This is a genomic window from Riemerella anatipestifer (assembly GCF_035666175.1).
Taxonomy (GTDB): Bacteria; Bacteroidota; Bacteroidia; order Flavobacteriales; family Weeksellaceae; genus Riemerella; species Riemerella anatipestifer_D.
In genome coordinates, this window is record NZ_CP142016.1 from 1,703,356 (window position 1) to 1,726,266 (window position 22,911).

The 22,911-nt window shown below is 33.9% G+C and carries 18 protein-coding genes and 1 pseudogene; 9 read left to right on the top strand and 10 right to left on the bottom strand.

Annotated features, from left to right (window positions below; genetic code table 11):
- Nucleotides 1-23: 23 nt before the first annotated feature.
- Entirely contained in the window at nucleotides 24-575 is a 552-nt protein-coding gene (locus VIX88_RS08325; RefSeq protein ID WP_081276922.1) for a hypothetical protein, read from the top strand.
- Between the two features lie 72 nt (nucleotides 576-647).
- Here the strand turns inward: VIX88_RS08325 and VIX88_RS08330 are convergent, their stop codons facing one another.
- Together VIX88_RS08330 and VIX88_RS08335 are read right to left on the bottom strand one after the other, a co-directional pair.
- Entirely contained in the window at nucleotides 648-917 is a 270-nt protein-coding gene (locus VIX88_RS08330) for a DUF4870 domain-containing protein (protein WP_225910686.1), read from the bottom strand.
- Nucleotides 918-1,100: 183 nt separating this feature from the next.
- On the bottom strand, nucleotides 1,101-2,276 hold the full coding sequence (locus tag VIX88_RS08335; RefSeq protein ID WP_081276923.1) for a CapA family protein: 1,176 nt from the start codon (nucleotides 2,274-2,276) through the stop codon (nucleotides 1,101-1,103).
- A gap of 121 nt (nucleotides 2,277-2,397) precedes the next feature.
- Here VIX88_RS08335 and VIX88_RS08340 point away from each other — a divergent pair.
- Nucleotides 2,398-3,277 (top strand): annotated as a pseudogene (locus tag VIX88_RS08340) (IS982-like element ISRa1 family transposase).
- Between the two features lie 99 nt (nucleotides 3,278-3,376).
- On the opposite strand, the gene VIX88_RS08345 reads toward VIX88_RS08340, so the two are convergent.
- The 3 genes from VIX88_RS08345 to VIX88_RS08355 form a co-directional block, all read right to left on the bottom strand.
- On the bottom strand, nucleotides 3,377-4,099 hold the full coding sequence (locus tag VIX88_RS08345; RefSeq protein WP_109475385.1) for a C40 family peptidase: 723 nt from the start codon (nucleotides 4,097-4,099) through the stop codon (nucleotides 3,377-3,379).
- Between the two features lie 215 nt (nucleotides 4,100-4,314).
- Nucleotides 4,315-6,510 (bottom strand): glutamine synthetase III, encoded by a 2,196-nt coding sequence (locus tag VIX88_RS08350; protein ID WP_064971082.1) that lies wholly within the window; start codon nucleotides 6,508-6,510, stop codon nucleotides 4,315-4,317.
- A gap of 97 nt (nucleotides 6,511-6,607) precedes the next feature.
- Entirely contained in the window at nucleotides 6,608-7,717 is a 1,110-nt protein-coding gene (locus VIX88_RS08355; RefSeq protein WP_064971083.1) for a DUF3078 domain-containing protein, read from the bottom strand.
- Nucleotides 7,718-7,823: 106 nt separating this feature from the next.
- On the opposite strand from VIX88_RS08355, the gene VIX88_RS08360 reads away from it, so the two are divergent.
- Nucleotides 7,824-8,588 (top strand): rhomboid family intramembrane serine protease, encoded by a 765-nt coding sequence (locus VIX88_RS08360; RefSeq protein WP_064971084.1) that lies wholly within the window; start codon nucleotides 7,824-7,826, stop codon nucleotides 8,586-8,588.
- A gap of 3 nt (nucleotides 8,589-8,591) precedes the next feature.
- On the opposite strand, the gene VIX88_RS08365 is transcribed toward VIX88_RS08360, so the two are convergent.
- Both VIX88_RS08365 and VIX88_RS08370 read right to left on the bottom strand, forming a co-directional pair.
- Nucleotides 8,592-9,077 carry a YdeI/OmpD-associated family protein gene (locus VIX88_RS08365; protein ID WP_064971085.1) on the bottom strand — a complete coding sequence of 162 codons (486 nt, stop codon included), beginning with the start codon at nucleotides 9,075-9,077 and terminating at the stop codon, nucleotides 8,592-8,594.
- Nucleotides 9,064-9,771: a DNA alkylation repair protein gene (locus VIX88_RS08370; RefSeq protein ID WP_064971086.1), complete on the bottom strand. Its 708-nt coding sequence runs from the start codon at nucleotides 9,769-9,771 to the stop codon at nucleotides 9,064-9,066. Before VIX88_RS08370 ends, VIX88_RS08365 begins: the two co-directional genes overlap by 14 nt.
- 46 nt (nucleotides 9,772-9,817) lie before the next feature.
- Between VIX88_RS08370 and VIX88_RS08375 the strand changes: the two genes are divergently transcribed.
- From VIX88_RS08375 to VIX88_RS08400, 6 genes are all read left to right on the top strand, one after another.
- Nucleotides 9,818-10,210: a hypothetical protein gene (locus tag VIX88_RS08375; protein WP_185116887.1), complete on the top strand. Its 393-nt coding sequence runs from the start codon at nucleotides 9,818-9,820 to the stop codon at nucleotides 10,208-10,210.
- Between the two features lie 105 nt (nucleotides 10,211-10,315).
- Nucleotides 10,316-12,682 (top strand): TonB-dependent receptor domain-containing protein, encoded by a 2,367-nt coding sequence (locus tag VIX88_RS08380; protein WP_064971087.1) that lies wholly within the window; start codon nucleotides 10,316-10,318, stop codon nucleotides 12,680-12,682.
- A gap of 93 nt (nucleotides 12,683-12,775) precedes the next feature.
- Nucleotides 12,776-13,588 (top strand): hypothetical protein, encoded by an 813-nt coding sequence (locus VIX88_RS08385; protein ID WP_154212708.1) that lies wholly within the window; start codon nucleotides 12,776-12,778, stop codon nucleotides 13,586-13,588.
- Nucleotides 13,589-13,657: 69 nt separating this feature from the next.
- On the top strand, nucleotides 13,658-14,536 hold the full coding sequence (locus VIX88_RS08390; RefSeq protein ID WP_127919822.1) for an IS982-like element ISRa1 family transposase: 879 nt from the start codon (nucleotides 13,658-13,660) through the stop codon (nucleotides 14,534-14,536).
- A 176-nt stretch (nucleotides 14,537-14,712) separates the two neighbouring features.
- Nucleotides 14,713-14,907 carry a hypothetical protein gene (locus tag VIX88_RS08395; RefSeq protein WP_127919895.1) on the top strand — a complete coding sequence of 65 codons (195 nt, stop codon included), beginning with the start codon at nucleotides 14,713-14,715 and terminating at the stop codon, nucleotides 14,905-14,907.
- Nucleotides 14,908-14,917: 10 nt separating this feature from the next.
- The gene (locus VIX88_RS08400; RefSeq protein WP_153937324.1) at nucleotides 14,918-15,430 is read left to right on the top strand and encodes a hypothetical protein; all 513 of its coding nucleotides are present in this window, start codon (nucleotides 14,918-14,920) and stop codon (nucleotides 15,428-15,430) included.
- A gap of 106 nt (nucleotides 15,431-15,536) precedes the next feature.
- On the opposite strand, the gene VIX88_RS08405 is transcribed toward VIX88_RS08400, so the two are convergent.
- The 3 genes from VIX88_RS08405 to VIX88_RS08415 all read right to left on the bottom strand — a co-directional run bounded on the left by VIX88_RS08405 (nucleotide 15,537) and on the right by VIX88_RS08415 (nucleotide 22,698).
- The gene (locus VIX88_RS08405; RefSeq protein ID WP_127919811.1) at nucleotides 15,537-16,415 is read right to left on the bottom strand and encodes an IS982-like element ISRa1 family transposase; all 879 of its coding nucleotides are present in this window, start codon (nucleotides 16,413-16,415) and stop codon (nucleotides 15,537-15,539) included.
- Between the two features lie 86 nt (nucleotides 16,416-16,501).
- Nucleotides 16,502-19,807 carry a TonB-dependent receptor gene (locus tag VIX88_RS08410; RefSeq protein ID WP_237190258.1) on the bottom strand — a complete coding sequence of 1,102 codons (3,306 nt, stop codon included), beginning with the start codon at nucleotides 19,805-19,807 and terminating at the stop codon, nucleotides 16,502-16,504.
- Between the two features lie 284 nt (nucleotides 19,808-20,091).
- Nucleotides 20,092-22,698 carry a TonB-dependent receptor gene (locus VIX88_RS08415; protein ID WP_214193749.1) on the bottom strand — a complete coding sequence of 869 codons (2,607 nt, stop codon included), beginning with the start codon at nucleotides 22,696-22,698 and terminating at the stop codon, nucleotides 20,092-20,094.
- Between the last annotated feature and the right edge of the window lie 213 nt (nucleotides 22,699-22,911).

The window sequence follows — 22,911 nt, forward strand, 5'->3', positions numbered from 1 at the left end:
ATAATATACAAATAGAAAAACAAATGAAAATTAAATTATCAATATTTTTTATAGGCTTGTCCATGTTTGCATTTGGTCAGGTAGCCTTGGGTAAGAGTGAAGTTTCTAACCCATCAGTATCCCTAGAATTTGGGACGCAATATAGAGGTCTTATTTTACCTTATGTAACTTCATTGTCGTCCGTGTCTGATGTAGTTCCAGGAACAATTGTGATGGATGGTTCTGATAGGGTAGTGAAGTATGCACGGCCTAATGGAGATTGGCGAGCATTAACATTTAATACCCAACATACTTTTGGTGGTGTTACATTAGATACTACAGGTAAAGTAGATAGGAGTCTTCAGTCATCAAAGACGGATAAAACAGATGCCTCTGTAATTATAGGAGCTAATACTAGTGGTCAACCTTCGGGAATACTGGTGTTGTCAGATAATAATAAGGCGATGATTTTACCTAAGATGGATTCTCCACATTTGAAAATTATCAACCCTGCTCCAGGAATGATGGCATACGACACAAAGATGAACCAGTTGGCGGTATTCAACGGTACTGTATGGACTTTTTGGAAAGATTAGATAAGGTAAAAAGTAAAAAAATAATAAAGGAGTTTACTATAAAATGGGTAAGCTCCTTTATTGTTTTTTAAGCTAAAAAAATCTAATAGTTAAAGGATATCTTACAGTTTGGTTATCTTTAGATTTAATAGCTTGTATAATAGGTACTATAATCATAAGAAGTACTATAATAGATATGAATAAAAAACCTATCAGGATAAAGCATAAAGGTATAGATACCAAAATGCCTAGAAACATAGTGATTTGAAAGTTGATAACCTCTTTTCCTTGCTCATTTACTCCCTGTATTTCATCTTTTTTGAAAGCCCAAATTAAGATAGGAGCTATAAGAGCCCACCGAATCCTGTAATAAGATTAAATAATTGAGATAAGTGTAGTAGGAACAATATATCTTTGTCTTCTTTCATTTGAGAAAAATTAAGGTTTTCCATTTTTATAAAGTTTTTTACGAAAATAACTAATTTATTTGATTCTTGAACAATCTTATAAAAACTATTTAATAACTGAAAATGATGCAAGAAGCTGTTAATTGTATTTTGGAAGGATAAATCCGTTGCTGAATTTTAAGTTTGTTTCTGGGAAGTCTAGCTCTGTTAGTTCTTTTATTTTATGAAATGCTCTTTGTTCGTTATCTAATATAGGACCACCTTTCCCTGTCTGAATTCCACTTATTACTTTCACTTTTACCAATTCTCCATTGGGTGCAAGCTGAATTCTGAGCATAGGAGCTAGAGCATTATCTCCTTTGAGGTTAAATTGCCCGTAAGTGCAAAAGTTTCCCAAACTATAAGCTATAAATTTATTTTTATACATTTCTACAGCTCTTATCACATGAGGACCGTGTCCTAATACCACATCTGCTCCTGCGTCTATCATTTGGTGAGCAAATTCGTAGACATTACCTCTATTTTGTTGATAAAAGATTTCTCTTTTTCTGGTGACCCTTTGGTGTTTAGCACCTTCTGCTCCTCCATGGAAACTTACAATAACAAAGTCATTATTTTTTCTAAGCTCCTTAACTATAGATATAGCGGTTTCTAGGTCATTCATATCTTGAGAGCCCGTATGAGGAGCAAATGCAGCAAATCCAACCTTTTTATTATTAGCTATTAGCTGAGTGTGGGGTTGAGCTTTAGACCCTGCAAAAGCTATTTCTAGCTGACGCAATGTGTTTTGAGACGACTCTATCCCTACTTGACCAAAATCTGCCATGTGATTGTTAGCTAGACTCAAAAGATTAAATCCGTAATCCTTGTAAATTTTTGCCATTTCGGTGGGCTGGCGAAAACAGAAAATATTATTCCCTTTTCCTTTAGGTGTGCCTCCTGAATCTAGAAATACGCCTTCTACATTGGCAAATGCAACATCTGTATCCTTTATAAAAGGTTTAAATTCAGCCATTAGTTCTTTACCACCATCAGGAGGAAGAAAAGAAGGGTCAGGGAAATTAGAACCAAACATGACATCTCCTACCGCAATAATACTCAAACTATCTTGATTTTGAATGGTTGCAGAGGGCGATATATTTGGCTCTATGTTATTATTTACTTGTGTAGTATTTGTTTTAGTTGAAAGATCTACTTTATTATGCTTTGAACTCGCTAAAATGTAATATATAGAAAAACCTAATAGTACTAATCCTATAGTGCCCCATAGGCTTTGCTTCCAAATTTTCATAGATTTATATTCAATAATGTTCATGGGGTAAATATAATAGATTTTTAAAAGATAGATAACCCGTTGTGCATTATGAAATGAAAAAAACAAGAGTTGTTTATTAGACTGAAAATCAGTATATTGTTTTTGCTATAAAACGATATAAATGAACAACTTAGAGCAAATATATGAAAGAATTTTGGAAGTTTTAGGACTTTTTTCAGAAAATCAACTGATTAGTTATCAGAGAAGAACACCTAAAATGAGCGATTTAGAAGTCATAAGTCTTAATATTACTGCTGAATACTTGAGTATTGATAGCGAATTACAGTTATTTAGAAAATTGCCAAACTCTCTGATAAACAAAATTGAAAGAAGTGTTTACAATAAGCGAAAACGAAGACTATCCCTACAAACAGAGCAAATTAGACAGCGTATTTCGATGGAGTTCAATGAGTTTGAAGATATTTTTATCGTTGATAGCATGCCAATGAAAGTTTGTGAAAACGCTCGTTCTACTCGTTCAAAAATTTGTAAAGAGCAATCCTATTCTTCACCAACATATGGTTATTGTGCTTCACAGAAATTATATTTCTATGGCTATAAACTACACGCAGTATGTTCTTTAAATGGTGTTGATTAAGAATTTTGATATAAGCCCTGCATCCGTTCACGACATCCACTATTTAAAAGATATTGGTGAGCAAATGCGAAACTGTACTTTAATTGGAGATAGAGGCTATTTATCAGCAAAAGTTCAAATAGATTTATTTAACTATGCTAATATTAAATTAGATACACCAATGAGAAGTAATCAGAAAGATTATATTCCTCAATTTTCATTGTACAAGAAAAAGCGAAAACGAATTGAGACATTTTTCTCTCAACTTTGCGACCAATTTATGATTAAAAGAAACAATGCTAAAACTTTTGAAGGCTTTAAAACAAGGATAATCAGTAAAATAACCGCCGCAACGGTTATTCAATATATCAATAAATTTATCTTCCAAAGAAAATTAAATCATCTAAAAATCAGTATTATTTAAAATGCACAACGAGTAAGATAGATACTATTTTATTAGCATAAAAAATCCGATATAACTATATCGGATTTTTATTATTTATATCAAATAAGTATTTAGTTCTTATAAAGAAGCAGCTTGTATATCTTGCTTTTTTTGTTGAGCTATTACCATTTCAGGTGTTAATATTCTTTTAGCAAATCTAAATCTAGCTTTCCAGTAATTGCTGTTTAATGAAGAGAAGCTCACTCCCTGAGAGGTAGAAGCGTGTATAAACTTCACATCACCTTCTGCGGTTACTTCATGAACAATTGCAACATGAGAAATTCTTCCTCTTCCTTGTGAGAAAAATAATAAATCTCCTTTTTGTAATTCTTCTTTTGATACCACTTCGCCCTCTTGTGCCTGTGCAGCAGCTACTCTAGGAAGGCTTATGCCAGTAACTTCGTTAAACACAGATAATACAAATGCAGAACAATCTATACCACTTCTAGTAGTGCCTCCGTAACGGTAAGGAGTTCCCAGGTAAGTATTCGCTTGATTAAGAATTTCGTCTATTGTTTGTGAGTGCTTAATAGCTTTCTCTATCTCGGCTTTAGTTTCTAAATTATTTACTCTTGCTAAAGTTGTTTTTGCTGCAACATAGTTAGCTTCAGCTTCATCTTGGTAAAGAGATTTTTTTGCTGAAGTTAAACTTGCTTTGCTTATTTTAGGTACTTTGGTATTAGATTTGTATTCAGTGTTAGCATTAGAAGGAGTAGCTGTAACTACATAGTTACTTACACATGACTGTAAAGAAAAAGCGACTAAAGCTAATAAAACGTATACTAAATTTTTGTTTTTCATTTCTGACTATTTTAGTAGTGTCCCTATTAAATAAAGAATTCTTTTTCTTTAAAAAGACCTTACAAAGGTAAGTAATCTATGGGAGCCTTTTTTTAGAGTGTTACAAGATTTAACAGTTTTTAACATTATTGTAAGGTTTGTTAAAATAAAAAACCACAGAAATTCCCTGTTTTAGGTTTTCTGTGGCGTTGATTTATTAAGATTTTTTAACACCTCTATCTAGTGAAAAGGAGTTCTCTATATTTTGTCATTGGCCAAAGCTCATCATCTACCATCATTTCTAACTCATCTGATGCTTCACGAATGCCGTCAAACAAAGGTTTTACTTTTGAACAATAAGCTTCCGCTTGTTTCATGCCGTGCAACTCTTTAGCTTTAGCTTTTTCTGAAAGAAGCTCATCTACGCCTAGTTTTATTTTGGATACATTTTTAGAAATTTCGGAAATAAGATTTAGTTGCTCTTTTGCGAGAATCTTATACTCTTTTTCAGGGAAGATTTCTTTTAATCCTTTAACATTTTCTATCAGTCTGTTCTGATAGTTAAGAGCGGCAGGAATAATGTGGTTTCGTGCAATGTCTCCTAGTACTCTAGCCTCAATGTCTATTACGGTAGAATATTTTTCTATCTTGATTTCGTTTCTCGCTTGGAATTCTCTTTTTGAATAAATTCCAAGTTCTTCATAAAGTTGTACAAACTTATCGTTTAATTCATTTTTAAGAGCTTCAGGTGTAGTTTTTAAATTGTTAAGACCTCTTTTTTTTGCCTCCTTTTCCCATTCTTCAGAATAGCCATCGCCTTCAAAAATGATATTTTTAGACTGCTTTACATACTCTCTCAATACATTAAATATAGCTTCATCTTTTTTAAGACCTTTTTCAATAAGTGCATCTACTTCTTTTTTGAAAACGCCTAACTGCTTAGCCATAATTACATTCATTACGGTCATTGGTTCGGCACAGTTTGCAGAAGAACCTACGGCACGAAGTTCAAATTTATTTCCTGTAAAAGCGAATGGAGAGGTTCTGTTTCTATCGGTATTGTCCAGTAAAATCATTGGGATTTTCCCTACAACATTTAGTTTTAAGTCTGTCTTTTCTTCTGGAGATAATTTTCCGAAAGTTACTTTTTCAAGTTCGTTGAGAACGCCTGAAAGCTGACTTCCTATGAAAGCGGAAATAATGGCAGGTGGTGCTTCGTTTGCTCCTAAACGGTGGTCGTTACTTGCAGAAGCGATACTTGCTCTAAGTAAATCTGCATAGTCATGAACGGCTTTTAAGGTATTTACAAAGAATGTTAAAAATTGTAGATTCTTTTTAGGGTTTTTGCCTGGGCTTAAAAGGTTTTCTCCAGTATCTGTGCTTAGAGACCAGTTGTTGTGTTTTCCGCTACCATTAACTCCAGCGAAAGGCTTTTCGTGGAATAAAATATGGAAGTGATGTTTGTGTGCTACTCTAGCCATAACATCCATTAAAAGTGAGTTGTGGTCTACAGCGACATTGGCTTCTTCAAACATCGGAGCGAGTTCAAATTGGTTAGGAGCCACCTCGTTGTGTCTTGTGGTAACAGGTATTCCTAGCTTCATGCATTCTATTTCTAGCTCCTTCATAAAGTTCATTACTCTAGTAGGAATGGAACCAAAATAATGGTCGTCTAACTGCTGACCTTTAGCAGGAGAGTGTCCTAAAAGGGTTTTTCCTGTAATTACAAGGTCTGGTCTAGATTGGTAAAGAGCGGTATCTACTAAGAAATATTCTTGTTCCCAGCCAAGAGTGGCGGTAACTTTATTTACATTTTTATCAAAATAAGCTTTACATACCTCAGTCGCTGCCATATCTATAGCGTGTAGAGCTTTTAGAAGAGGTGTTTTGTAGTCAAGAGTTTCTCCTGTATAAGAAATGAAAATAGAAGGAATACATAAGGTGGTTCCCATAATAAAGGCAGGAGAAGTTGGGTCCCAAGCGGTATAACCTCTAGCTTCAAAAGTATTTCTTATTCCTCCGTTAGGAAAAGAAGAGGCGTCTGGCTCTTGCTGGATAAGCATACTTCCGTTAAATCTCTCAATAGCTCTACCGTCGCCTATAGGAGTGAAAAAACTATCATGCTTTTCTGCTGTAGCACCTGTAAGTGGCTGAAACCAGTGAGTGTAATGTGTAACACCTTTGCTCATAGCCCAATCTTTCATAGCTACTGCAACTTGGTCTGCAATGTGGTGTTCTATCTTAGAACCTATTTTCATTGCATCTAAAATAGAATTGAAGGCCTCTTTGGTTAAGTATTTTCTCATAGTTTCTACGGAAAATACATTTTGGCAAAATAAATCTGATAATTTAGTAGGTACATCTATAGAGTTAGATCTTCTATAGTCCCTAAACGGAAGCTCTGATAAAGCTTTAAATCTTAAAGTTGACATATTTTGTAATTTTAGATGGGGCTAAATTACAAAAAAATCAATTATAAAGTTAGTGTACCCTATAAAATTTAGGGGTGTTTGTTTTAAAATAGTATTTTTATCTAAATTCGTAGGGCTTTAAGATCTTTTTTTGAGGTATTTTACCTTTTTCATCTGCTCCAAAATTATAGGTAAGACCTATACCTAAAGTTTGTTTCATTTGTAGTTTTTGTACCTGATCATGGTCATAAAGTAGATTTACCATTACCATAGTTGTAATAAATTTACTGAACTTAAGGTTAAGAGTCCCTGTGTAGTTGATATCTACTCTTTCTGGGTGATAGAGGTAGTTGGTAAAAAAGCCTATTTGGTTAACTAGGTTAATGTCTTTATAAATTTTAAGTCTATACAAAGCGGTAAGCATGGCACCGAGCTCTACTCTTACTGATTGCCCATCTCTTTCTAAACCATATCTGCCTGCACGTTGTAACTCTTTGTCTAAAACAAAAGTAAGTTTTGTGTTTGCAGGGCGGAAGATTACTTGAAAATTTTCGTTTGGGTTGTAAGAAATACCCATACCCGCATTGATATACCCTGGAGCCATGAATTTTGAAATCCTATTCTCGTAGGAAGGTTTAGGTGTAATTGCGTAATTATAACCTGGCATAAATTGAGTTAAAAACTGAGCACCTATAGATAAGTAATAGTTTCCTCCTATTTCGTAGCCATAGTTGCTCATAATATTAAGGTAGTCGTCGGTTTTTCTTGCTGCTTGGTTTTGAGTTGAAACCATACCGTATCCCATTCTTACAATGTTTTCCCAGTAATGATTTCTATTTTTATAGCTTAAGTTATAGTCTATATTTCCTATGACTCCAACACTATTATTTCCCCCAGAGTTCCAATTAGAAAAGCTCGATTGGTTAAAAACCAAAGTGTTCTGTCCCCAAAAATACCATTTCTGAGGAGTGTCCATTTTTAGAAATTTATAGGGAGTTACAGGGATATCTTCCTTAATGCTCTTGGGTGGAGATGAGGGAATTAAGGTGTCTATTTTATAGGATTTAAGGGCAACTAAATGCTCTTTACTAAAACTATCTATGTCTATGATATTGGATTCCCAATGCTTGTTGCTTATAGAATCTATTAGCTTTTTATTATGCTGTATTTGTCCTAGTACAAAAGTATGACAAATTGATAAAATAAAAAGGGCTAAATGTTTTAGCATTAGTAATTTATTTATAATTTTAGTACAAAAATAGGACAGTTTTTCTATTTATGAAAAATAAAGTCTCTTTTTTTGGTTTGGCAAAACATTTGTGAGGAAAACCGATATGTTTAAAAATGAATCTTTTCGCTCTATAAAAGTACCAATTGTAGTATTATCAGCTATATGGATTGGGTTTTTATTACAATCCGTGGGCTTAGTGGAGCATTGTCAGGGAGCACTAATTCCGTTAGCTCCAGAAGGGCTAAAGGGTGTTTTGTTTTCTCCTTTTTTACATTCTGGCTTAGATCATATATGGAGTAACTCTGTTCCTCTAGGTGTTTTACTTTTTTTATTGTACGAGTTTTACCCTAAAATAGCAAATGTTATTTTCTTATTGGGTTGGTTGTCTACTGGGTTTTTAGTTTGGCTTACACCTCAGGTAGACTTATTTACAGGAGAAATGCATTATACCTGTATTATAGGTGCTAGTGGTATAGTCTATATGTTGGCTTTCTTCTTATTCTTTAGTGGAATTTTTAGATGGAATATGAAATTACTCACCATCTCTCTCCTTGTAGCTTTGTATTATGGAAGTTTAATTTGGGGAATTTTTCCTGAAGAATTCTTTTCTCAATTAGACCAACCCAGCCAAATCTCATGGCAGTCTCATTTAGTAGGAGCGGTAGTGGGCGTTGTTCTAGCTTTTATGTATAGAAAACAAGGCGAAAAGAAACACCGATTTATATGGCAGTACCCTAATTATTACAGTGAAAAAGACGATAAACTTTGGCAAGCCTACAAAGCAGAACACCCCGAAGATTTTGAGGAGCTCCCAAAGCTGAATGAACCCGATATATGGGAAGAACTTAATAGATTGCGTAGGCAGTAATAACTATTTATTTTTGGTTTCCTCTAAAATAATGGAAGGTAGTTGTTGCTTTCTTCTTTCTCTAGTTTCTTCTTTTTTGGCAGAGGTAATCCATAGCATTAGCTCTTTTTTTCGGGTGTACGATAGCTTGTTATAAGCTAACCCTACTTCAGGATAAGCATTAAATATAGTTAATACTTCCTCAGGTATAATAACCACTCGTTCCTCTAAATCTTGCTGAAGGCTTACCTCTACAGTGTCTCCAAAGGTTTTATTTAATGATGTTCTAATTTCTTTAGTTAAAATTAAAAAATGATAGGATTTGCCCATTTTAGCAAGACTTCCTCGGTATGGTACTTTATTGTCAAATAGCACTTTTACCTTTACTTGCCCTTTCTTTCCAAAAAGCTCTTCGGTGGAAAAAGGGAAGACAACATAGCCAGCATTGTCCGTTCCGTGTTGGATAATTTCTGCAGTGAAGTTAATAGTTTTCATATTAAATTTTTCCATTTAGAAAATCTTGTCTTAGAGGTTCATCTAGTTTTTCTATGGCGTATCTTAGAGTGGTTCTAGGCATAGCAGTATAGTGCTGTTTGAGAAACTCTAATAATACTTCTTCGTTTCTTTTGCCTAGTTCTCTCAACATCCAGCCATTAGCTTTATGCATTAAGTCGTGAGGGTGGTTAAGGTGTTTCAAGATGAGTTTTTGAGGAAGTGTATATTGTTTTTTCCGTATGTAGTAAAGCATTGATACTACTGCAATTCTATTATGCCATAGATTTTTAGAATTGGCTAGACTATCCAAAAGATATTCAGCATCGTTATCAAAACAATATCTACCCAAAAGTTTATACGCAGAAGTATCTACCAAATCCCAATTATTAACACCTTCAAGATTTGATAAATAAAAATCTACTAACTCTTTTCGTTTTGGAGGTGTTTTTTCAAATTTCAGGACGAGCATAAGCAGTGCTGTTAGCCTGTGTTCGTGTATTTCTGACTGTAGGAGTTGCTTAATTTCTTCTAAAGAAACTGTTTGCCAAAACGCTTTTGCAACTTGTCTTTGGTCTGGTACGGTAACCCCAATAAATTGGTCTCCTTCGGCGTATTCTCCTTTATTCGCTTTAAAATATTTAAGACTAAATGTAGCCCTTTGCTCATCGGATAAATCTTTGAGAGCTTGTTTAATTTCTTGTAAAATCATTTTGCAAATGTAGTAGATTATAGGATACATTCATTTAAAAAAAATAATGACTATATTTGTTCTGTCAATGAGTAAAAAAATCCACATATTGTTTTTATTGTTGTGTTTAGGTATTTTTATTTTTCCTAAGCAGAACGGTTATGCAAGTATGACGAAAGTGGTGCAAGTAGAGTCTTCTAACTGTTGTGGAGAGGAGCATTCTAAGGAGTGTTGTTCTACTCATTCTAAAGGAGAAAATCAGCATCAAAATCCTTGTGGAACAGATTGTAATAAATGCCCTAATGTTTATTCATTTAATCAATTAGTCTATTCCTTGGATACCACTCAATGGGTGGCTTTATGTCATTTAAAATTTCATAAAAAACCAAATACTCATTATTTCAGATTTATTCCTACTAAGCCTTTAGTAGAGATTTGGCAACCACCCAAAATAGGTTAATTTATAGGTGTTTTTTAGGTAAGATAATCCTAAAAATAGCAGTTAAAATATCGTTTTGTTAAATAATGAAATGATAATGTTTCGTATAAATTAAACCTAAAATCAATGAAAAATAGATTAAAAGGAGCAATGCTAATTGTTCTAATATTGGTGTTTGCAAATCATATAAAAGCACAAATTCAAAACCCAAAGACAGAAACTGCCATAGTATTAGGTAACTGTGGTATGTGTAAGGCAACCATAGAAAAAGCAGCTAATGAGGAAAATGTAGTGGAAGCCGTTTGGGATAAAGAAAAGAAAATCCTTACTTATACTTATGATTCTAAAAAGACTTCAAAAGAAAAAATTCTCAAAAAAATAGCAGAAGTAGGATATGATAATGAGTTGTATAGAGCAGATGAGGATACTTATAAGAAACTCCCTCAATGCTGTTTATACACTAGACGACTTTCTGATACTACACCAAAATCTGAGGAAGATTCTATTCAAAAAGAAGACCACCACCACGACCATCATCAAAAAGCGAAGCAAATAGATGAGGTGGTGGTTACCAAAGTAGGAGAGGCTACATCACTAAATAAAAAAGAGGTGGGTTTAACGTTTAATATTTCTTCTAAAGAGCTTCTAAAAGCCGCTTGTTGTAATCTCTCCGAAAGTTTTGAAACTAATGCAACGGTAGATGTGGCTTTTACCAACGCTGTAACAGGGACAAAACAACTTAGAATGTTAGGTTTGGAGCAAAAATATACCAGCCTTACCAAGGAACTTTTGCTCGAAATAAGAGGGCTAGCGACTGCTTATGGGCTTAATTTTATTCCAGGTAGATGGATTGGTGGCATACAGCTTACCAAAGGTGGGAGTACAGTGGTTAGTGGCTACGAGGGCATTACGGGGCAAATTAACACAGAGCTAGTTAAGTTTAACCAAAAACCAAAAACAGAGCTTAATTTTTTTGCTGATGAAAATGGGCGTACAGAGTTTAACCTCGTTAATACTTCGTTGCTTTCTGAACAATGGAATCAGTCTATTTTAGTTCATGCTAATGGAACTTTCCCAGAAATGGACAGAAATAAAGATGGATTTTTAGACCAACCTAAAGGTCATCAACTTAATGTAACTTATCTATTGAATTATAATGATTTAGACCATACAGGCTGGGGGAATCATTTAGGAATGAATCTAGTTAAAGATGAAAGAAAGGCTGGACAGGTTGGTTATGATTGGACAAAAACTCAAGACCAACAAAATCTTTACGGTGTAGGTGTTGATATTTCTAGGTTCCAAATTTGGAATAAAACAGGTTATGTTTTTAAAGGAAAGCCTTATCAAAGCTTAGGATTTATCAATCAGTTTACCTATCATCAACAGGATAGCTTTTTCGGAAAGAGAACTTATTTTGGAAAACAGCAATCTTTCTATTCCAATTTAATTTTTGAAAGTATTATTGGAAATACCAATCATAAATATAAAGTGGGAGGGAGCTTTTTGTATGATGCTTATGATGAAGATTATTTAGCTCAAAATTTTATGAGAACGGAGCGAGTGGCAGGGGCATTTGCAGAATATACACTCACGGGAGCAGCTTATACTTTGGTGGCAGGATTGAGGTCTGATTTCCATAATTTGGCAGGGACACAACTTTCTCCTAGATTGAATTTTAAGTATGATATTAACGATAAAACCATTGTAAGGCTAAGTGTAGGGAGAGGATTTAGAACGGCTAATATCTTTGCAGAAAATCAAAACTTTTTTGCCTCTAATAGGGCAATAGAGGTGCTGAATCCTAACGGAAAAGTTTACGGACTTTCTCCAGAAATAGCGTGGAATTATGGACTAAGTTTGCAGAAAGAGTTTAAACTTTTTAAGAGAAAGGCTTCATGGGTAACAGATGTTTTTCGCACCGATTTTCAAAATCAAGTAATAGTAGATTTAGACCATTCTCCTCAAAAGATGCTTTTTTATAATTTAGAAGGCAAGTCTAGGGCATTGGCTTTCCAAACGCAGTTGGATTTTAGCCCAGTGAACAGATTAGATTTTAGGCTAGCTTATAAGTATTATGATGTATGGGCGGATTACCTAGGGGGAAGAAGAGATGTGCCATTTACCGCAAAACACAGAGGTTTTGTCAATATGGCGTATTCTACTACAAAAAATAGCAAACAGACTTACTGGAATTTAGATGCAACTTTGCAGTGGATAGGCGCTCAAAGATTGCCTAATACTTACCAAAATATAGAAGAATATCAAACGAAAGTGTTTACAAAGCCTTATGTTCTACTTAATGCTCAAATATCAAGATTTTTTAATCGTAATATTAGATTGTATTTAGGAGCAGAAAATTTGACTTCTTACACACAAGAACGCCCAGTCATAGATGCTAAAAATCCTTTTAGTAATTATTTTGATGGTGGAATGATTTATGCGCCAATTATGCCTGTCAACTTTTATACAGGTATAGATGTGAGTTTTTAATTTAATATGCTTAGCATAATAAAATCATCTTTTTTTTTTTTGCAAAGAATTAAAATGAAGAATATTTTCGTATTGTAACAAAAATAAATTATTATGAGAAAATTTAATTTAATGGCAGCAATTGCATTACTAGGCAGTCTTTATTCTTGTGATAGAGATGCAACAGGTAATTTAACTTCTAACGAAACTGAAGTAATCAATTATGAATTTAGTTTAAAAGATAAAATTAACATTGAAAAAGCCTCTTTACAAAGAAAGATTCTATATAAAAGATATTTCTTAAAAGAAGCTACAAAAAAAATGTTTTTGTCAAATATTTCAAACGAAGATATATTTGATCAAGTTAATTTTGGTAAAATTCAAAAGAATACTTTTAAAGTTCAAGATTTATCATCAAATTTTGGTAATGACATAGCTGATTTTAATAAAGCTTTTAAAAATTTGGAAGGGAGAAGCTATTCTATCAGCTTGTATATTCCATTTGCAGAAGAATTAAAAACTAAAAAGACTAATGTTAAAAATAATATATACATATTTGAAGAAGTAGATGACTCTGATAGGTTAGAATACGATGGGTATACGCTAAATGAAAACGGCGATTTTGTTAAATGTGATTTTCCTATAACTGAAAATCTAGCAGAAAATTTAGCTAAAAAAGGAATTTCTGTGATTGTAGTTGGGCTACAAGATGATTCATTGAAACCTATCAATGAAAGGGGAGATTTAAGTATTTCTGAATCATTGTCTTCTTCCTCCAATAAAAACTGGTATATTGATAATATGACTGTTAAGGCACATAAGGAATCTTGGGTAGCTGGTGCTTCAGAAATAGCAGTTCAAGCATATTCTTACAACCACTTAAATAACCAACTGAAAAAAATAAATTATACCCGTTGTGCATTATGAAATGAAAAAAACAAGAGTTGTTTATTAGACTGAAAATCAGTATATTGTTTTTGCTATAAAACGATATAAATGAACAACATAGAGCAAATATATGAAAGAATTTTGGAAGTTTTAGGACTTTTTTCAGAAAATCAACTGATTAGTTATCAGAGAAGAACACCTAAAATGAGCGATTTAGAAGTCATAAGTCTTAATATTACTGCTGAATACTTGAGTATTGATAGCGAATTACAGTTATTTAGAAAATTGCCAAACTCTCTGATAAACAAAATTGAAAGAAGTGTTTACAATAAGCGAAAACGAAGACTATCCCTACAAACAGAGCAAATTAGACAACGTATTTCGATGGAGTTCAATGAGTTTGAAGATATTTTTATCGTTGATAGCATGCCAATGAAAGTTTGTGAAAACGCTCGTTCTACTCGTTCAAAAATTTGTAAAGAGCAATCCTATTCTTCACCAACATATGGTTATTGTGCTTCACAGAAATTATATTTCTATGGCTATAAACTACACGCAGTATGTTCTTTAAATGGTGTGATTAAGAATTTTGATATAAGCCCTGCATCCGTTCACGACATCCACTATTTAAAAGATATTGGTGAGCAAATGCGAAACTGTACTTTAATTGGAGATAGAGGCTATTTATCAGCAAAAGTTCAAATAGATTTATTTAACTATGCTAATATTAAATTAGATACACCAATGAGAAGTAATCAGAAAGATTATATTCCTCAATTTTCATTGTACAAGAAAAAGCGAAAACGAATTGAGACATTTTTCTCTCAACTTTGCGACCAATTTATGATTAAAAGAAACTATGCTAAAACTTTTGAAGGCTTTAAAACAAGGATAATCAGTAAAATAACCGCCGCAACGGTTATTCAATATATCAATAAATTTATCTTCCAAAGAAAATTAAATCATCTAAAAATCAGTATTATTTAAAATGCACAACGAGTTAAATTATATAAATAGCTCTACCGCTGGTTCAAATTCAGAATATATTTTTGCAAAATTTACAAGAAAGGATGTTCGTAGAAAGCATAATAGGAATTTAAATGCTATTATTGCTGGAGGAATAGATGCCTCCCATAATATGTATCAGAACACTAATTTTCTATGTGATTTATGAAGCTGATAATTGGCCTGTAGAAACTCGTACGGTTAATTTTTCAAATATTGGAGGAGTTCCGTCTAATATAAGTATACGTTTTGGCTCTTCTGATCCTGAATATTATAACAGCAATGTTGATGGAAATAAAATCAGCGGTACTGTTAATAATGGTGAAATATATTTTAAAAACTCAATTAGATAAGTTTAATGCTATGAAAAAGATTCTTATACTCTCAACAAGTTTAATGATGACTTCTATAATATATTCTCAGAAGTTTTCTGCTAGTGTAGATTTCGGAATGCCAACTGGAAAAATAGCTAAGCACACCTCGTCTAATATAGGCTTGGGGTTAGCCTATACCAAAAGTATATCTGATAAATTTTCTTTAGGTTTAACAACAGGATATTCACATTATTTTGTAAAGTCTAGTGGCAAAGATATTGGAACCGTTCCTTTAGCGCTTAAAGTGCAAAGTTTTTTTAGTGGTAATAAAGTTTACGCAGATTTAGATTTAGGTTATTCATTCTCAATTAACAATTCATTTGAGGGAGGATTGTACACCTATCCTAAGGTAGGTTACATACTAAATAAAAATGGTAAGCTTTATGTGGGTTATAAAAACACAATGAGCTCTTATAAGCATAATATTATAGGTAATTCCGCCATTAAGTCAGGTGCTATTGGATTAGGTTCAATCAATTTTGGGATAGACTGGAGTTTTTAGGTATAATAAATATAACTCTCTTAAAAACAAAAAAGCCGATACATTCGTGTATCGGCTTTTTTGTTTTGAAATTGGAACTTTTATTAGAAAGTACTCGTTGTGCATTTTAAATAATACTGATTTTTAGATGATTTAATTTTCTTTGGAAGATAAATTTATTGATATATTGAATAACCGTTGCGGCGGTTATTTTACTGATTATCCTTGTTTTAAAGCCTTCAAAAGTTTTAGCATAGTTTCTTTTAATCATAAATTGGTCGCAAAGTTGAGAGAAAAATGTCTCAATTCGTTTTCGCTTTTTCTTGTACAATGAAAATTGAGGAATATAATCTTTCTGATTACTTCTCATTGGTGTATCTAATTTAATATTAGCATAGTTAAATAAATCTATTTGAACTTTTGCTGATAAATAGCCTCTATCTCCAATTAAAGTACAGTTTCGCATTTGCTCACCACTATCTTTTAAATAGTGGATGTCGTGAACGGATGCAGGGCTTATATCAAAATTCTTAATCACACCATTTAAAGAACATACTGCGTGTAGTTTATAGCCATAGAAATATAATTTCTGTGAAGCACAATAACCATATGTTGGTGAAGAATAGGATTGCTCTTTACAAATTTTTGAACGAGTAGAACGAGCGTTTTCACAAACTTTCATTGGCATGCTATCAACGATAAAAATATCTTCAAACTCATTGAACTCCATCGAAATACGCTGTCTAATTTGCTCTGTTTGTAGGGATAGTCTTCGTTTTCGCTTATTGTAAACACTTCTTTCAATTTTGTTTATCAGAGAGTTTGGCAATTTTCTAAATAACTGTAATTCGCTATCAATACTCAAGTATTCAGCAGTAATATTAAGACTTATGACTTCTAAATCGCTCATTTTAGGTGTTCTTCTCTGATAACTAATCAGTTGATTTTCTGAAAAAAGTCCTAAAACTTCCAAAATTCTTTCATATATTTGCTCTATGTTGTTCATTTATATCGTTTTATAGCAAAAACAATATACTGATTTTCAGTCTAATAAACAACTCTTGTTTTTTTCATTTCATAATGCACAACGGGTTAGAAAGTATATTTAAATCCTAATACAGCACTCCATGTAGTAAATCTGCTACTCATTGGTCTGTATGGAGAAGAAACCAATTCGCTACCCTCTCTTTCCATTTGGAAGTTAGGATTAGGCGTTAGAGTTCTATCGGCAACTCTTAAAATAGCAGCACCATAAGAACTTATGTTATAATCTTGAATCCCCCAATTAGAGTTAAGCATATTTCCAAAGTTGATTATATCACAAGTAATTTGAATTTTATCTCCTCTTCTTACCATATTTGTAAATAAGTTTTGAGTAAGTCTTATATCAAAACGATTTAACCAAGGTAAAAGGAATTCGTTACGAGGTAATATTTGACCTCTGTATTTTTCAAGACCATTATTTGCTATAAATTTATCAAATGCTTCTCTTTGCTGATCCGCAGTAAATACAACAGAACCACCTCTAGTAATATCAGTAAATTTTAAATCTGCAGTATTCTTTGGGATATAGAGTAAATCATTAGACATACCATCTCCATTCACATCATTAGCGTAGTAGTAAGAGAATCTACCTTGATGACCACCTGTATAATAAACACCTAAAGTAGTTCCTTTTATAGTATAGCTAAGATTCGCAACCACTCTATGAGGAATAGCAAATGCAGATGTGCTTAAGAATTGCTGGTTAGGTGTATCTACCACGGGAGAGCCTCCCCAAGCGGAAGATGCACTAGAGCCTGAGTTAGAAGATACTTCTTTAGCATCTGAATAAGTATAGAATACGGAACCGGATAGCCCGTTCCAAGGTCTTAAAGTAGCACCAATAGTAGCTGAGAGTGCGTAACCTTTAGTTCTTGTATTTGTTAATACCGTAGCATCATTCCCTCCAATGGCACTATTGTATTGGTAAGATGCTTTGTTAGGATAAAACACTCTGTCTACTCCAGCGTAGGTCATTTTAACATCAGATTCTTTTCTATTAGCTCCAAACTGGAATACCGCATTTACGTCTCTAGTGTAAAGGATATCAGAAGATAGTGTTAAGTAAGTATTAGGAATTTTATAGTCTACTCCTAAACTAGATCTCCATACAGATGGCATCTTGAAGTTCTCATCAACTAGAGAGAATGTATTTGGTACACCATCTTTTGGAGTTTGAATAAATACATTTTCAGCACCTCTAGGTACATTTTTTAGGTGATAGTAAATATCTCCAGGCTGGAATCTTACATTCCCTATCCAGTTTGCAACATCTGCGTAAGAACCTGGTTCCACTGTATTTTGGAGAACACCAGCATTGGTTGGCATATTGGTAAACCAAACGAAAGGAACTCGTCCTGTAAAGATACCTGTACCACCTCGGATAACCAAAGAACGGTCTCCGTTAACATCATAATTAAATCCAAAACGAGGAGAAAGCATCACTCTTGATTTTGGCCATCTACCAGAATTATAAGTTCTCTCATTTCCATTAACATCTAAAAGAGCGAGGCTGTTAATAGCTTCATTTGGTGTTAACTTATTAAGGTAAAGAGGGAGCTCTGCTCTTAAGCCTACAGTGAAGTTGAATCTGTCGTTAAGTGTTATTTTATCTTGAATGTAAGCTGAAGCAAGTCCAAAATTAATTCTAGAATAGGTGTCTTGCCCTTGATAAGGATAAGTGAGCCCGAACATAATAGGAGCTACTTCCGCTGAAGTTCCTGTTTTTAAGAAATCTTCTACAGAAGCATATCTATAATACCCTGTACCCATTCTGGTATATGAGTTTCCGAATTTTTGAAGTTCAAAAGCAACCCCTCCTGTAACAGAGTGCTTTCCTGATGTATAAGTAAGGTTGTTTATGAATGAATAGTTGTTATTTACAACATCGTTTAAGTATGAGAACAGCTCAGTTCCAAAGCTGATGTAGTTACCTCCAGTAGGTGAGCCATCCCAAATATCCACGAATGGGAACAAAGATTTAGAAGGTGTTGTTCTTTTATCTTGAATATTAGAGTAAGTGAACAAAAATTTGTTTGATAATTTAGAGCTAAATGTAGAGTTAAGTTCTGCAGTTAAAGACTGAACTTTATTGTTGAATCCATAATTACCATTTTCAAAAGTCATTGCTCTATCGCTTACACGCCCCCAAGCCGATCTAGGTCTAGGTCCTGATGTAGCATTAGCTATCTGCATAGAGTTCCCATCTAAAATATTATATCTAATGGCAAATTTATGCTTATCACTAATGTTCCAGTCTAATCTAATCAAAAGCTTGTCTCCAGTTTGCATAGCTTCATTCGCGTAGCCTTGGTACCTGCCTGGGTCGTATCCCCATCTGTTAATTAAGTGATTTCTAACGGCAATAAGATCACTCTCTTTAACTCTAGAAATGTTGGAAACTGCGTCTGCTATACCATCTTGAGATGCTTTCCATAAATTTGCTCCCGATGCATTTGCTCCTGTAGAAACTTCCCTTTCCGCACTAACGAAGAAGAATAACTTGTTCTTTACTATAGGACCTCCTATGGTAAGACCATTTGTCATTTTAGCGCCAGATAATCTATCTATATTTTCTCCATTTATTCTCCATCCGTTAAGCTCTTTTGCGTTATAATATCCGTATAAAGACCCTTGGAATTTGTTTGTCCCTGATTTTGTAACAGCGTTTATACCTGCCCCAGTAAATCCTGACTGTGTAACATCAAAAGGAGCAATGTTAACCGTAATTTCTTGAATAGCATCTAGTGAAATAGGTTGTGCATTGCCACCAGGTAAAGGGTTGCCACTAAGACCAAAACCATTATTAAAGTTAGCACCATCTATTTGTAGATTGTTATATCTAGAGTCTCTACCAGCAAAAGAAGTTCCATTAGATTGTGGAGTTAATCTAGTAAATTCTGTGATACTACGAGAAGATTGCGGTAATTCTTGGATTTGCTTTAACCCTACATTAACACCCGCACCGGCTTTATTACCACTTCTTCCCTTGCCACCAGAAAGAACCACTTCTTGGATAGTTTTAGTTTTTTCCCCTAAAGTAGCATTTAAAACATAAGGTCTGTCAAGTTCAATGTAAACATCCTCGTAAACCATTGGCGTTTGTCCAGAATATTGTATTTCAACCTTGTAAGGTCCTCCCACTCGCATGTTAGGAAGGTTGAAACTTCCTGAGTTGCTTGATTTAGCAGAATAGACGGTTCCCGAAGGGAGGTGTGTAGCTTTAATGCTAGCACTGGTAGATTTTTGCCCTGAAACAGTAGTTACAACTCCAGTCATACTTCCTGTAGTTACCTGAGCTTGCATCGTTCCATAACCACAAAATGCTATAGCAGCGATTAAAACGGTCTTTTTCATTGACCCTATGTTTTTTACCATGACGAAATGTATTTTAAAGTAAGTTTTTCGGTGGCAAATATCGTTAATTATACTTTAACTAATTTTAACTTTATGTTAATTTTTAGTTTAAGTTGATTAAAAATGATTGTTGATTTTTGTGTGGCTTATGAAGCTATTGAGTTGTTAAATAATGGTGTGTGTTAATCTACTAAAGATAATGTTTATTATATTCATTTTGTAGTAAATTAAAAAAGCCAATACAATTATGTATCGGCTTTTTAAAATTTTAAATGATTACTTTCTTAGAATGTGAAGCTCACAGAAGCAGACCATGTTCTTCCGAAACCAAAGAAGACCTGGTTAGAAGTGTCTAAACCTTTGTAAGTGTTGTTCTTCAAATAAGCATCATACTGCTGTTGGGCTGTAGCGCCAGTAGCAGTATTATCATTGAAATCAGCTAGAGTTTTGGTATGGTTGTTAGTTCTAGCTTCAGCAATGTAAGTGGTGTCAAGTACATTGTAAATATTTCCTGTAAAAGTAAAAGCATTTCTATTATTCAGCTTTAATTTATAGGAAAGCCCTAAATCCATCAAGTTGTAGCTTGGTAATTTAAGAGACCCCTTGTGATTTGCAGAGGTAAAGCTACTGGGATTGATATCAGCATATAAATTATCTATATATCTCCAGTCTGCGTTGAATGATAATCCATCTACAGGTCTAATAGCTAGTCCTAAATTTGATGTTATCTGAGCTGAGTTACCTACTTTTACACCATCTAGATAAAGTGTAATTTGGTCTACAGCCTTGTTGTTAGCACCTAAAATAGGAGCATTGCTGTCATCAAAATAGCTTGCAGAAACATTTCCTTTATATTGCCAGTTTCCTGCAGAGAACATACCTGTTAATGATAATAATTTAGAAAGTTTATACTCCATATCTACCTCTATACCATGGTGAACTTGAGTTACCCCAAAGATATTGGCGATCCCTAATATGGTTTGAGCCTTACCATTAGCATCTTTTAATATAGGGTAGTTTCCTTGAGCATCTGGCGTTGCACTATAATCATACAAACTAAACTCATTTCTATTAGAGATTACTCTATCTCCCCAATGTGTTCTGTAAAGGTTTAAGTTAGCATTAAAATTACTAGATCTAAAACTATATCCTATCTCTGTTCCGAAGATTTTTTCATTCGTAAGGTTAGGGTTTAGGTAGTTTCTGTTGTTAGGATATACTGCATCAAAAAATGGCTGACGCTCATAGTATCCAACATTAGCAAACACATTATGATTTTCGTTGATGTTATAGTTAGCACCTGTCTTTATATTAAATCCGATAAGATTGTTAAATCCTGTTTTGGTTTTCATTGCGGATTTAGGATTTGTAGCTACGGCCAATGTACCTGGTAGTAAAAAAAGGTCTATTCTTTGGAATGATTGGTTAGATACAGACCCTTGGAAGAATGCTGATAGCTTGTCGTTAGTATATTCTACTTGACCAAACACTCCTCCCCAAAGAACTTCACCATCATTGTTATAAGAAATAGCCTCATGGTTTATTTTGGCAAAAGGATTCCAAGGTGCTCTATCTGTATAGGTTGTTGTAAGTCGTCTAGTAGAGTTAGCTAGGCTTTTGTTGGCTGTGTCTGTATAAGAAGTAGCACCTAGCAAATCGTTCAATACTTGATAGTGCATTCCCTTATAATATCTACCATCTAAACCAACACTCATTTTTAAATTAGAATTAAATTTATGAGTGAAATTAGTTAAGAATCCATACCAGTCGTGTTGATTGATACCAGATCTTCTAAGAATTTTAGGAGCGTTAGGGTTGGCAGAGTTATCTGCTACCATTTGGTCTATATTTAATTGACCGTTAGTCATTCTATATCCCTCCAAATTTCTTGCAATAAGAGGGCTAGTTCCACCACCGCCTCTTCCCCAAGAGCCGTAGATTACGGTTGCTAGATCATTGTTAGAATTAATCTTCCAATTCCAGTTAAACATGGCTACCGGCTTGTGGTAGTAGTTTACCCACCAAGCATATTTTTCTCCATTAAGATAACCCCAATCTGCGTTGTAGCGTCTGTTAGGTTTTCCATCTGTACTATACTTTATGTAGTCAGCTATGGTAACTTGGTTTCTTCTTTGTTCGTGCCATTGTGGAGCACCCGTGATTGTAAACTGGAAATCGTGGGTCTTATTAGGTTGGAATCCTAATGCAAAGTAATAGTTATATCCTTCAAAATCTGTCCCGTCAGCGTACATAGCTCCCGCTGTTCTACTCATTAAGAATGAAGAAGACCAACCTTTTTCATTTTTACCTGTATTGTATGAGAATAATGATTTGTGATATCCGTTATTACCTACACCTACAGTTACTATCCCTTGTTGTTTTTTATCTGCAGATCTTGAAACAATGTTAATGGTTCCTCCCACAGAAGCAATAGCTAATTTGGAAGCACCAAGACCTCTCTGAACTTGCATTGCAGATGTAACATCAGAAAGCCCAGCCCAGTTAGACCAGTATACTTTGCCGTTTTCCATATCGTTAACAGGCATACCGTTAATCATTACAGCAATGTTTTCTTGTGCAAAACCTCTAATGTTTATTCTAGAGTCTCCAAAACCGCCACCACTCTTTGTTGCATAAACAGATGGTGTGGAGTTAAGAATTTCAGGGAACTCTTGGTTACCCATTTTTTCTACGATTTTAGACTCTTTAATAGTGGAAACAGCTACAGGTGTTTTTCTGTCTTTGGCGATATCTGCTACCCCTGTAAGAACTACGGTCTCAATATCTTTAGACCTTGCTGAATCTTTTACCGACTGTGCGAAATAAACGCTTGCAGTAGAGAGTGTTACTACGGCTGTAAACGCCGTCTTTCTTAAAGCATTAATTTTCATAAGATTTATTATATCTAAAAATAAGTTTTTCGGCGGCAAATATCGTTAATTATTTTTTAACTAATTTTAACTTTGTGTTGTTTTTTTTAATTTAATTGAATAAGAGAGTTTTTATTGTATTTAACTATCTGTTTTTTAATTTTTTATACTGAATGTTCTTTGTGTTTAATATTGTGTGTAGGATAATTTTAATGCCACTTTTTTGCTAAATAG

Coding starts and splice junctions, on each gene's coding strand:
- VIX88_RS08325 (WP_081276922.1), top strand. CDS start 24: ATGAAAATTAAATTATCAATATTTTTTATAGGCTTGTCCATGTTTGCA.
- VIX88_RS08335 (WP_081276923.1), bottom strand. CDS start 2,276: ATGAACATTATTGAATATAAATCTATGAAAATTTGGAAGCAAAGCCTA.
- VIX88_RS08345 (WP_109475385.1), bottom strand. CDS start 4,099: ATGAAAAACAAAAATTTAGTATACGTTTTATTAGCTTTAGTCGCTTTT.
- VIX88_RS08350 (WP_064971082.1), bottom strand. CDS start 6,510: ATGTCAACTTTAAGATTTAAAGCTTTATCAGAGCTTCCGTTTAGGGAC.
- VIX88_RS08355 (WP_064971083.1), bottom strand. CDS start 7,717: ATGCTAAAACATTTAGCCCTTTTTATTTTATCAATTTGTCATACTTTT.
- VIX88_RS08360 (WP_064971084.1), top strand. CDS start 7,824: ATGTTTAAAAATGAATCTTTTCGCTCTATAAAAGTACCAATTGTAGTA.
- VIX88_RS08365 (WP_064971085.1), bottom strand. CDS start 9,077: ATGGAAAAATTTAATATGAAAACTATTAACTTCACTGCAGAAATTATC.
- VIX88_RS08370 (WP_064971086.1), bottom strand. CDS start 9,771: ATGATTTTACAAGAAATTAAACAAGCTCTCAAAGATTTATCCGATGAG.
- VIX88_RS08375 (WP_185116887.1), top strand. CDS start 9,818: ATGACTATATTTGTTCTGTCAATGAGTAAAAAAATCCACATATTGTTT.
- VIX88_RS08380 (WP_064971087.1), top strand. CDS start 10,316: ATGAAAAATAGATTAAAAGGAGCAATGCTAATTGTTCTAATATTGGTG.
- VIX88_RS08385 (WP_154212708.1), top strand. CDS start 12,776: ATGAGAAAATTTAATTTAATGGCAGCAATTGCATTACTAGGCAGTCTT.
- VIX88_RS08390 (WP_127919822.1), top strand. CDS start 13,658: ATGAACAACATAGAGCAAATATATGAAAGAATTTTGGAAGTTTTAGGA.
- VIX88_RS08400 (WP_153937324.1), top strand. CDS start 14,918: ATGAAAAAGATTCTTATACTCTCAACAAGTTTAATGATGACTTCTATA.
- VIX88_RS08405 (WP_127919811.1), bottom strand. CDS start 16,415: ATGAACAACATAGAGCAAATATATGAAAGAATTTTGGAAGTTTTAGGA.
- VIX88_RS08410 (WP_237190258.1), bottom strand. CDS start 19,807: ATGAAAAAGACCGTTTTAATCGCTGCTATAGCATTTTGTGGTTATGGA.
- VIX88_RS08415 (WP_214193749.1), bottom strand. CDS start 22,698: ATGAAAATTAATGCTTTAAGAAAGACGGCGTTTACAGCCGTAGTAACA.